Source organism: Paracoccus salipaludis, assembly GCF_002287065.1.
GTDB classification, from domain to species: domain Bacteria; phylum Pseudomonadota; class Alphaproteobacteria; order Rhodobacterales; family Rhodobacteraceae; genus Paracoccus; species Paracoccus salipaludis.
The window spans coordinates 1-10,655 of the sequence record NZ_NSJZ01000034.1 but is presented as its reverse complement, the minus strand read 5'-3'; the positions used below and the strand labels follow the sequence as shown (position 1 = coordinate 10,655).

Genomic DNA, 10,655 nt, shown 5'->3' with positions numbered 1-10,655 from the left:
CAGAGAAGCGTTGAAAGACAAGGGGATAAAGGTCTGCATCCCCGGTCGAAAGTCCCGCAGGAAGGCCGTCAAATACGACAAGCGGCGCTACAAACGGCGCAACCGCATCGAGATCATGTTCGGCCGTCTGAAGGATTGGCGGCGCGTCGCCACCCGATACGACCGCTGCCCGGAAACCTTCTTCTCCGCGATCATGCTCGCCGCAACCGTCTTGTTCTGGCTGTGAAATTCAATGAGTCTGGACCCTAGCCCGGTCCATGCGGTTTCAGATACTCAAGCGTCGAAGCGCTCGCCGAACATTATGGCGAACTGGTTGCGGTTGCAAAGGCGCTGTCATCCAAGAAGAAGAAAGCGGCTGGACCCTCGCCCAGGAAAGTCCCTTTCCCGACAGCGTGCATCATCATTCCCGCCGTCTTCCTGTCGGTGAAGGGTCTCGCAAACCGCGTTCCAGGCCCGGCTATTCTAGCAGCGTGTCGGAACCGTGGACATCGGCCCGAAAGATCGCTGTTCTGATTTCGCCGCTCTTGTCGCACCAGGCACGATACATCCCGGGGCTGTTGAACGGCAGAGCGACGTTGCCATGGCGATCCACCGCGACAAGCCCGCCCGAGCCGCCGCGCGTGCCCAGTTCCGTCACGACATCGCCGGCGGCGCGCGCCAAGTCCTGGCCCGCCCACCGCATCCGGGCGTCGATCTCGTGGCCGGCGGCCCAGCGGATGAAGAACTCGCCGTGGCCGGTGGCGGACATGGCCAGCGTTTCGTCATCCGCCCAGGTTCCGGCACCGATCACCGGGCTGTCGCCCACCCGGCCGGGACGCTTTGCCGTCATGCCGCCGGTCGAGGTGGCGGCAGCCAAGTGCCCGTGAACGTCACAGGCCACGGCGCCAACCGTGCCGTGCTTGCGGGCCGGATCGCCATCGTCGGGCAGGTTCAGGCGCCGCCGCTCCAACTCGGCTTCCAGCGCCTCGCGGCGGGCGGGGGTGCCGAACCAGTCGGGCGGCATCATCTCCAACCCCACCGAGGCGCAGAAGCGGGCGGCACCCTCGCCGGCAAGCAGGACATGCCCGCTTTGCTCCATGACCGCACGGGCCGCCAGAACGGGATGGCGGGGACCGCAGATCCCCGCGATGGCGCCGCACGCGCGTGTCGTCCCCTCCATGACGGCGGCATCCATTTCATGCGTGCCGTCCGAGGTGAAGACCGCGCCGCGACCGGCGTTGAACAGCGGATCGTCCTCAAGCGCCATCACGGACGCGGTGACGGCATCCAGCGCCGGTGCGCCCTGCCGCAACAGGGTCAGCCCCGCCTGAAGGCAGGCGTGGAGGGCGGCGTGCAGCGCGGCTTCCTTCTCGGCGGTGATCTTGCTGGGAAGGATGGTGCCGGCGCCGCCGTGCAGGGCAATGACAGGGGTGAAACGCGTCAAGGTTGGCCTCGTGGGACAGGGGTTAACGAACGGCGAAGCTCATTGCCGATAGCGCGGTCATCCAGCCGATCACCTCGTCCATCGTGGCGCAGTCGAAGGCCACCGTCATCGGATCGATCCGGATGGCGGGCGGCAGGACGGCGAACTGGTCGGCCAGCACGGCCCGCGAGACGGTGAATTCCGCGCGGAACGGGCCTTTCGGCGGGACAGGCGCAAGGATGGCTGAGTTGTGTGCGGCTTTCTGCGCTTTTTCCCGCAAAAGCTGGCGCGCGCGCGTCACCGACACCTGCCGGGCCGCCCGCTCTCCCATCGCGTGCTTCACGACGGCGAACTGGGCGTCAGGAAACAGCGGGCGGTTCTCGGCCTCGGTCCGGTCGTCGCCCGAGATCAGCCCGACAGGCACCCCGAGTTCCGCGGCATAGGCGCCATAGATCGCCGGTTCCCCACAGGGGACGCCGTTCACGCGCACCTCGTGGAAAGCGAAGCCGTTGGTGGTGTGGGACAGAACGCCCCCGCCGCCTGCACGGGAGTGATGGCCGATCATGCAGAACAGATCGAACCCGCCGGCCAGGCCGCAGGCCATGTTCATGCGCTTGGGCTTGCCCAGGATCACGTCGGCGGCCGGATGCAGCAGGTCGGGCAGCAGGTTGGTCATCGGCCCGTGCGAGTCGTTGACCAGGATTTCGGTCGCGCCGCCTTCCAGCAGGCCTTCGATGACGGCATTGACCTCGTGTGTCATCAACAGGCGGGCCTTTTCATGCTCGGCATGGCCTGCCTGGCATTGCGCTGGAGAGACGACGCCGGCCACGCCCTCGATATCGGCCGAGATATAGACGCGCATCGCCGCCCCTCAGTTCATGCGCAGCTTGGGGTCCAGCGCGTCGCGCAGGCCGTCGCCCAGCAGGTTGAAGCCCAGCACCGTCAGGAAGATGGCAAGGCCCGGAAACAGCGTCAGGTGGTCGGCGACGCCCATGTAGGTGCGCCCGTCGGCCAGCATGGCCCCCCATTCGGGCGAGGGCGGCTGCGCCCCCAGTCCGATGAAGGACAGGGCCGCCGCCGTCAGGATCGAGGTGCCGATGCGCATTGAGAAATAGACGATCACGTTCGGCAGCGTGCCGGGCAGGATGTGGCGCAGCATGATGGTGCCGTCGCCGACGCCCACGGCGCGGGCCGCATCGACATAAACGGCGCGCTTCAACTGAAGCGTCGTGCCCCGGGCCAGCCGCGCGAAGACCGGGATCGAGAAGATGGCGACGGCATAGATCACGTTGGTGATCCCCGGCCCCAGGATCGCGATCACGGCAATGGCCAGAAGGATGCCGGGGAACGCCAGCAGCAGGTCGCAAAGCCGCATCACCGCGCTGTCCGTCCAGCCACCGTAATAGCCTGCGACGATGCCAAGGCCGACCCCGCCAAGCGCGCCCAGGCTGACCGACAGGAAGCCCACTGTCAGGGAGATCCGGGCCCCCCAGATGATGCGGCTGAAGATGTCGCGGCCATAGGTGTCCGTTCCCGCCCAATGTGCGGCGCTTGGCCCCTGCAGGACGTTCACGTAGTCCGGTGCCGCTGGGTCATAGGGCGCGATCCAGGGCGCCAGGATCGCGGCGCCGATCAGCAGGATCAGGAAGGCCAGCGCGACCAGCGCGACCTTCTGGCGCAGAAAGCGTTTCCAGAACTCGGCGAGGGGTTTTCTCGTCTTGCCGATCTCGTCCATGCTCATGCTGGCATCGGTCATTGGTAACGGATCTCCGGATTGGCAAGGACATAAAGGACATCGACCAGAAGGTTGATGAGGATGAACTGGATCGAGAACATCAGCACCAGCGCCTGGATCACGGGATAGTCGCGGTAGCTGACCGAATCGACCAGAAGACGCCCCACGCCCGGCCAGGCGAAAACCGCCTCGATCACGATCGAGCCGCCCAGAAGGAAGCCGAACTGCAGCCCGACCATCGTGATGATGGGGATCAGGGCGTTGCGCAGCGAATGGCGCCAGATCACCCGGCGTTCCGGCACGCCCTTGGCGCGGGCGGTGCGGACGTAATCCTCGCGCGCGATCTCGATGAAGGCGGAACGGGTGAACCGCGCCATCACTGCCGCGACGCCAAGACCCAGCGTGAAGGACGGCATCAGGAAATGCTGCCAGGTGCCGTAACCCCCCGTGGGCAGCCAGCCAAGCCGGACCGAGAACAGGTTGATGAGCAGCAGCCCCAGCCAGAAGGGCGGGAACGAGATGCCGGACACCGCCAGGATCATGCCGCCATAATCCTGCCACCGGCCCCGCCGGACCGCCGAAACGACGCCGATCAGCAGCCCAAGGGCCACCGCCCAGACCATCGCGAACAACGTGAGCCAGACCGTCGGCATCAGCCGCATCCCGATCTCGTCCACGACGGGGCGGCGGGTGCGCAGCGAGGTGCCGAAATCGCCCTGCAGCGTGTTGCCGACATAGGTCAGGAATTGCTGGGGCAGCGGCCGGTCCAGGCCCAGGGCCGTGCGAACGGCGGCAACGTCCTGCGCGGTGGCCTCGGGGCCCGCGACCAGACGGGCCGGATCTCCGGGCAGCAGGTGGACGAAGGCGAAAACCGCGATCATCACCATCAGGACAACAGGGATCGTGCCCAACAGTCGTTTGATCAGAAAGGATAGCATGAGGTTCCTGTCCCGGCCGGCCTGACCCGGCCGCTGCGCCCAGGGGCAATGACGGCCGGCGCTTGTCGAAGGACGGGGACGGCGCGGTGCCGCCCCCGCAGGTGCATCATTCGGTGAAGGCCGCGTCTTCCAGCAGGAAGCCCCGGTCGGCCAGCATGTGGACGCCGGTCACGTCCGAGGTCTGCGCCGCGATCAGGTCGGTCACGCCCAGGAAGATCCAGGGCGCGCCTTCCCATGCCAGCTTCTGTGCGGTCTCGTAAAAGGCGGCCCGTTCGGAGGGATCGGCCGTGCCGATCGCCCCGTTGATCGCCGCGTCCAGTTCCTTGTCCGCGTAATAGGCGACGTTGAACATCGACGGCGGGACGTTTTCACCCAACAGCAGCGGGCGGATGCCCCAGTCCGCGTCCCCGGTCGAGGACGACCAGCCGCCGTAATACATCTGCACCTCGGCATCCTCGGGCGATTCGATCGACCAGATGCGCTGCGCGGCAACGCCTGCCTCCAGCGGGACGACGTTCACATCGACATTGATCTGGGCCAGCTGCTGCTGGAGGAACTGCACCGCCCGCAGGGATTCCGTGTTCGAGTTGGCCCAGACTTCGGTCGAAAAACCGTCTTCGTATCCTGCTTCCGCCATAAGCTCGCGCGCGCGGTCCAGGTCGAATTCGTATTCGCCGACCGGGACATGGAATGCCAGTCCCTTCGGGATGATCGAATCCGCAGGCGTGCAGAGCCCGCTGAACACGACCTGGCAGAAGGCGTCCTTGTCGACGGCGTGGTTCAGCGCCTGCCGGACCAGCTTGTTGCCGAAGGGCTCCTTATTGTTGTTCAGCGCGACATACCACTCAACGATCGAGGGCGAGGTCTCGACCTTCAGGTTGGGGTTGGCTTCCACGACCTTCATCAGTTCGGGCGGGAAGTTCGGCACGAACTGCGCCTCTCCCGTCTGCAGCATCGCCATCCGCGCCCCGGATTCGGGAACCGAGCGGATGATGATGTTGTCGACCTTGGCAGGTTCCTTCCAGTAGTTGTCGTTGCGCGCCACCTCCAGGGTGTCGGCCGACCAGCGGGTGAAGGTGAAGGCCCCGGTGCCGACCGGATTGCGCCCGATCTCGCTGCCATGTTTTTCCAGCGCGGCGGGCGAGATCATCATGGCGCCCGGATGCGCGAGCGACGCGATCATGGCGCCGAAGGGCGCGTCGAGCAACAGCTTCACGGTCAGGTCGTCCACGACCTGGACCTCGTTGACCATCGACACCAGGCTGCGGCGCGACAGGTTGTTGTCGGGGTTGCGAAGCCGGTCGATGTTGATCTTCACCGCCTCGGCGTTGAAGGGGGTGCCGTCGTGGAAGGTCACGCCGCTGCGCAGCTTGATCGTGAATTCGGTCGCCTCCTTGTTGCTTTCATAGCTTTCGGCCAGAAGCGGGATCAGCTTCATGTCCTTGTCGAAGCCGAACAGCCCCTGATAGACCAGCCGCAATGATGTCTGCGACAGCGTGTCGTTGACATTGGTCGGGTCCAGCCCGGTCAGGTTGTTCTGGATCGCAACGGTCAGATCCCGCGCCAGAACCGCCCCGGGCGCCAGCAGCATCGCGCTGAGCGCCGACGAGATCATCAGTGATTTCAGGGTCATCTTCCTCTCCTTCTGGTATGTCTTGTGTCAGGCGTATGCGCCGACCGGGTGGCGGGCCACGAAATGCTGCGGGCCGACTTGGGCCAGGGGCGCGACAAGCGGCGGGTCGTCCACGCGGCGCATGGGACTGGGTATCTCGCCCTCGATCAGGGGGCGTTCGCGGTTTCGCGCCGCGGGAGATGCGACGGGCACGGCCGAAAGCAGGCGCCGCGTGTAGGGGTGCTGCGGGTTCTCGAAGACCTGCCGGCGGGGGCCGATCTCGACGATCTGGCCAAGATACATCACGGCCACGCGGTGGCTGACGCGCTCCACCACGGCCATGTCGTGGCTGATGAAGACATAGGCCAGCCCGCGCTTGCGCTGCAGTTCCATCAGCAGGTTGATGACCTGCGCCTGGATCGACACGTCCAGCGCAGCGACCGCCTCGTCGGTGATCAGCACGTCCGGCTCGCCCGCCAGGGCGCGCGCAATGCACACCCTTTGCCGCTGCCCGCCCGAGAACTCGTAGGGATAGCGGTGCGCATGCTCGGGCTTCAGCCCAACATCGCGCAGAAGCTCGGCCACGCGCTCATCGACCGCGCGCCCCGATGCCAAGCCATGCGTCAGCAGGGGCTCGGCAATGGAAAAGCCCACGGTCAGGCGCGGGTCGAGAGAGGCGAACGGATCCTGGAAGACATACTGGATCTTGCGGCGGACGGCCTTGCGCTCGCCCGGGGGCAGCTTGAAGATGTCGCGGCCCTGGTAAAGCACCTGGCCTGACGTGGCCCCCTGCAGCATCATCAGCGTGCGCCCGGTCGTGGACTTGCCGCAGCCAGACTCGCCCACCAGCGCCAGCGTCTCGCCCTGCCGCAGGTCGAAGTTCACCCCCTCGACCGCATGGACCCGGCCGGATACGCGCGACAGCAGGCCCTTGCGGATGTCAAAGCGCGTGACCAGGTCGCGCACCTGCAGCACCGGCGCGTCCGATGCGACGGTGTCCTGGGCCGGATAGTCCTGGAACCCCCCGGCGCTGCGATAATCGCCGCCGTCCTTCAGCAGCGGGAAGGGGCGCGGCAGATCCTGCCCGCTCAGGGCTCCAAGCCGGGGGACCGCCGCCAGCAGCGCGCGGGTATAGGGATGGGCCGGGGCCCCGAAGATGTCGTGGACCGTGCCCTCCTCGACCTTCTCACCATGGCGCATGACCAGCACGCGGTCCGCCACCTCGGCCACCACGCCCATGTCGTGGGTGATGAACAGGACCGCCATCCCCATCTCGTCCTGCAGGATGCGAATCAGGCGCAGGATCTGGGCCTGGATCGTCACGTCCAGCGCCGTCGTCGGCTCGTCCGCGATCAGAAGGCGCGGCTTGCAGGACAGCGCCATCGCGATCATGACCCGCTGCCGCATCCCCCCCGACAACTGGTGCGGGTGGCGGTCGAGGATGCTTGACGCGTCGGGAATACGGACCTTTTCCAGCATCCGCAGCGCCTCGGCCCGGGCCTCGGCGGGCGTGCAGTCCTGGTGCAGGCGCACCGCTTCGGCGATCTGCTCGCCCACGGTGAAGACCGGGTTCAGCGAGGTCATCGGCTCCTGGAAGATCATCGCCACATCGTTGCCGCGGATGGCCTCCATCTGCGGCAAGGACACCTGGGTCAGGTCGCGGGCCGTTCCGTCGCGGCCCACCAGCCGCACCGAGCCGCCGGTGATCCTGCCCCCGCCGAATTCGACAAGGCGCATGACCGAAAGCGAGCTGACCGACTTGCCCGAGCCGGACTCGCCCACCACGGCCAGCGTCTCGCCCGCGTGGATCTGGAAGGACAGGTCCTTGACCGCCCGGAAGATGCCGGCCTCGCCGCGGAACTCGACATTAAGGCCCTCGACGCTGATCGTCGGAGCCAGCCCATCCGGTTGTGCTGTCATTGCTGTTCCTTGGGATTCGCAGGGGACGAGGGCTCGTCCTTGTAGAGATAGGGAAAGATCAGACGGGTCATGGCGGTCGCGTCGGACGTGCTCTGGTAACGGGCCGTCAGCAAGGCGGCGATGGTCTCGAAGAAGGCAAAGCTGGACAGGGCCGAGCTGTTGAGAACCGGATGGCCCGCAGGAAGCAGGATGGTGTCGTCGCAAAGCGCGCAGAGCGGCGACTGCGGGCCATCGGTGATCCCGATGCACGGCACCCCCGACCCCCGCGCCACGCGGACGAATTCAACCGTGGCAACCGAATAGCGCGGCAGCGTCATCGCGATCAGCAGATCGCGCGGCCCCATGCGGCCGATCAGCCGGGCCATCCGCTCGTGCCCGCCGGTGCCGTCCAGAAGAAGCGGGTTGCGCAGAAACGGCTCGGCCAAGCCATGAAAGTAGGTCATGCAGCGGGCGCTGCTGCCAAAGCCGAGAAGGCCGACCTGCGTCGCGGCAACCATGCGGTCGGCCAGCGCCTCGCATCGGGCTACGGGAAGATCCGCCAGCCCCTCGAGGTTGGCGCGCGCCGAGGCGAGCGCCGAGCCGATCACCTCGGCGCTGGAGGCTTCCTGGGCACGGCTGACATTTTCGATCGGACGCAGCAGATCCTGATAGCGGCGGACGGCGATGGCGCGGAACTCGGCGTAGTTCCTCAGCCCCAACTGGCGCACGAAGCGCGTGATCGTCGCGGCCGAAACCGAGGTGGCTTCGGCCAGATCCTCGATGCCCATCGTCGCCACAAGAAACGGATTGGACAAGGCGTAATCACCGACGCGCTGCTGATTGGGCGTCAGGTCCGCCCAATGCGCTTCGATGATCTGTCTCAGGTCCGTCATCTGCCGACTTCTTGTTTCCCTCGCACCCGACAGTAGCCGAGGAAATCGCGCTTTGTGAAACTTTTATTTTCACAAATCCCGCCTCACGCGTATTTTTTTTCAGAGGGGTTCGGATGTGCCTGTATTTTGACCATCCCGAAGCCAGTCCGACAGAAGGGGCCGGGTGGCGCCGTTTCTGCCTTCAACCGCGGTGGCGGCACACATCGCGTTCAGGATGGCTTCCTGGGTCGCCTCGCAGGCCGCGCGGAACGCGTCGTCCATCCGCCTGTCCGCCATCCGCTCCAGCTGGCAGACATCCGCCTTTGGATGGTGCGGAACCCGGTTGCAGGTCGTGAAGCCAAGCACGATGTCGCCGCTTCCATTCCCGTAGAACGCCCCGAGCCGGGCAATCCCTGCCCCCGCCCGGCGGCAGACACGCGCAAGCTGGCGATGGTCCAGGGGAAGGTCCGTGGCCAGAACGACGATGATGGAGCCCTTCTCGGCCTCGGCCATGATGCGCGGATCCGGCCGCCGCCCGTCCGGCAGGACCAGATCGCCGGCCTTGCCGAAATTGGCCAGCACCAGCGCGCCCAGGACATGCGCGGACCCTTGCAGCAAGATTTGGCGCGACGCGGTGCCGATCCCGCCCTTGAAGCCGAAGGCGATCATGCCTGTTCCCGCCCCGACCGACCCTTCCGCGACATCTTGCCCTGCCGCCTCGATGGCACGCATCGCATCCTGCTCGGTCACGGCCATGGCCTGGATGTCCGACAGCACGCCATCGTTGCATTCGCAGACAACCGGATTGACGGTCGATGTCTCGCGCCCAATGTCAGGGCGCTGTGAAATGGCCCAGCGGATCAGGGCGTTGCTGCAGGTGCCGACGCCGAAGGTGTTTGTCAGCAGGATCGGTGTCTCCAGGGTGCCCAGTTCGGCGACCTGAACAAGGCCCGCGCTTTTTCCGAAGCCGTTGATGACCTCGACGGCTGCGGTCAGCTTGTCGCCGAAAAGATCGCCCGGCTGAGGGATGATTGCTGTCACGCCCGTGTTGATATCCCTGGATGACAGCGTGACATGCCCGACCTTGACGCCCGTCACGTCGGTGATGGCATTTCGCGGCCCCGCGGGCATGATACCCGGCGCGATACCGAACTCTCTTGATCTGGACATGGGGTTTCCTTGTGCATCAGCGTGGGCGACATGGTGGCCCACGGGTGTCCGTCCATCATCTCACCCGGGACGTAAGGTCAAGATGTGGGACATTGACCCGCTGTCGGCGTGCCTGACGAGCAAAGCCATTGGAGAATGTCATTCCACAAGATGGATGACTGCGACTGTGTCCATGTGCAGGCTGGGTGCGGCCGAGACATGCCGTCTTTCGGGCTGCGTTCTTGGGTGATGAACCAGCCAAGGAGTGCGACGATGACCAGCTTCTGTGCCTTGCCCTTCAGGCCCTTCTAGCCCCTCCTGGGCTCAAAGGTAGTTGCGACTGCGTTTCTCCTCACCGGTCTTATGATCTTTGCGGGGCGGCAATGGTCTTTCGCGTGCGCGAGCTGCTGATCCGGCAGCGCACGCAAGCGATCAATGCATTACGTGGCCATCTGACCGAGTTCGGTCAGATCGTGCCGCAGGGAGCGGCCAACGCATCAAAACTCGTGGCCATCGTCGATGACCTGGAAAGTGACCTGCCTGCCGGTGCCATTCCCACGCTGAAGGCTTTGATCGCGGTGCTCACGCATCTGGAGGCAGAGATCAGGAAGCTCGATGCGGAGATCGCCCGTCGCGCCAAGGAGAATGACGCCGCCCGGCGGCTGATGACGGTGCCGGGCATCGGGTCGCTGATTGCCACGGCCATTGCGGTTCTGGCTCCGCCACCCGAGACCTTCCGCAAGGCACGCGACTTTGCCGCCTGGCTGGGTCTGGTGCCCCGGCAGCATTCGACCGGCGGTAGGTGTTTGATCCCACGGTTTGATGGTGCGATCCTTTCTCAGGAATGGAAGGAAGCATTATGGGCCAGGTTCGTCACGGAAGCGCCACGACCACGCACGCCGTCAGAGCTGCAATACAACGATCGCAAGCTTCGCTCGCGACGTTGAGCCGGGATCTTGGGATCAACCCGAAGACCGTTGCTAAATGGCGCAAGCGCCAGACGGTCGAGGACCTCAAGACCGGGCCGAGAGAGCCGCGCTCGACGATC

Annotated in this window: 10 protein-coding genes and 1 pseudogene; 3 read left to right on the top strand and 8 right to left on the bottom strand. The window is 65.6% G+C overall.

All coding sequences use genetic code 11. The features are described from left to right. A partial coding sequence (locus CK240_RS16655) for a transposase (protein WP_167650093.1) occupies positions 1–226 on the top strand: 226 nt, incomplete at its 5' end. A 231-nt stretch (positions 227–457) separates the two neighbouring features. Here the strand turns inward: CK240_RS16655 and CK240_RS16650 are convergent. The 8 genes from CK240_RS16650 to CK240_RS16615 form a co-directional block, all read right to left on the bottom strand. After that, complete coding sequence (locus tag CK240_RS16650) at positions 458–1,423, bottom strand: isoaspartyl peptidase/L-asparaginase family protein (protein ID WP_095641432.1); 966 nt, start codon at positions 1,421–1,423, stop codon at positions 458–460. Positions 1,424–1,445: 22 nt separating this feature from the next. Then, positions 1,446–2,264, bottom strand: a complete 819-nt coding sequence (locus CK240_RS16645; protein WP_095641431.1) for a M55 family metallopeptidase — start codon at positions 2,262–2,264, stop codon at positions 1,446–1,448. Positions 2,265–2,273: 9 nt separating this feature from the next. Then, positions 2,274–3,158 (bottom strand): ABC transporter permease subunit, encoded by an 885-nt coding sequence (locus tag CK240_RS16640; RefSeq protein WP_095641430.1) that lies wholly within the window; start codon positions 3,156–3,158, stop codon positions 2,274–2,276. Continuing rightward, positions 3,155–4,075: a glutathione ABC transporter permease GsiC gene (gsiC, locus tag CK240_RS16635; protein WP_095641429.1), complete on the bottom strand. Its 921-nt coding sequence runs from the start codon at positions 4,073–4,075 to the stop codon at positions 3,155–3,157. Before gsiC ends, CK240_RS16640 begins: the two co-directional genes overlap by 4 nt. Before the next feature lie 106 nt (positions 4,076–4,181). Beyond that, the gene (locus tag CK240_RS16630) at positions 4,182–5,708 is read right to left on the bottom strand and encodes a glutathione ABC transporter substrate-binding protein (RefSeq protein WP_095641428.1); all 1,527 of its coding nucleotides are present in this window, start codon (positions 5,706–5,708) and stop codon (positions 4,182–4,184) included. 27 nt (positions 5,709–5,735) lie between these two features. Continuing rightward, entirely contained in the window at positions 5,736–7,607 is a 1,872-nt protein-coding gene (locus CK240_RS16625; protein ID WP_095641427.1) for an ABC transporter ATP-binding protein, read from the bottom strand. After that, complete coding sequence (locus CK240_RS16620; protein ID WP_095641426.1) at positions 7,604–8,479, bottom strand: MurR/RpiR family transcriptional regulator; 876 nt, start codon at positions 8,477–8,479, stop codon at positions 7,604–7,606. Before CK240_RS16620 ends, CK240_RS16625 begins: the two co-directional genes overlap by 4 nt. A 99-nt stretch (positions 8,480–8,578) precedes the next feature. Further along, positions 8,579–9,670, bottom strand: a complete 1,092-nt coding sequence (locus CK240_RS16615) for a DmpA family aminopeptidase (protein WP_240517535.1) — start codon at positions 9,668–9,670, stop codon at positions 8,579–8,581. Positions 9,671–9,975: 305 nt separating this feature from the next. Between CK240_RS16615 and CK240_RS16610 the strand changes: the two are divergent. Together CK240_RS16610 and CK240_RS19320 are read left to right on the top strand one after the other, a co-directional pair. Then, positions 9,976–10,410, top strand: a pseudogene (locus tag CK240_RS16610) (transposase); the annotation flags it as partial. Positions 10,411–10,466: 56 nt separating this feature from the next. Then, positions 10,467–10,655: transposase (locus CK240_RS19320; RefSeq protein WP_476704014.1), on the top strand; the 189-nt coding region annotated here is incomplete at its 3' end.

What these genes read in the sequence shown, in the direction of transcription:
- CK240_RS16630 (WP_095641428.1), bottom strand. Translation starts at nt 5,708, where the DNA reads ATGACCCTGAAATCACTGATGATCTCGTCGGCGCTCAGCGCGATGCTG.
- CK240_RS16625 (WP_095641427.1), bottom strand. Translation starts at nt 7,607, where the DNA reads ATGACAGCACAACCGGATGGGCTGGCTCCGACGATCAGCGTCGAGGGC.
- CK240_RS16620 (WP_095641426.1), bottom strand. Translation starts at nt 8,479, where the DNA reads ATGACGGACCTGAGACAGATCATCGAAGCGCATTGGGCGGACCTGACG.
- gsiC (WP_095641429.1), bottom strand. Translation starts at nt 4,075, where the DNA reads ATGCTATCCTTTCTGATCAAACGACTGTTGGGCACGATCCCTGTTGTC.
- CK240_RS16645 (WP_095641431.1), bottom strand. Translation starts at nt 2,264, where the DNA reads ATGCGCGTCTATATCTCGGCCGATATCGAGGGCGTGGCCGGCGTCGTC.
- CK240_RS16640 (WP_095641430.1), bottom strand. Translation starts at nt 3,158, where the DNA reads ATGACCGATGCCAGCATGAGCATGGACGAGATCGGCAAGACGAGAAAA.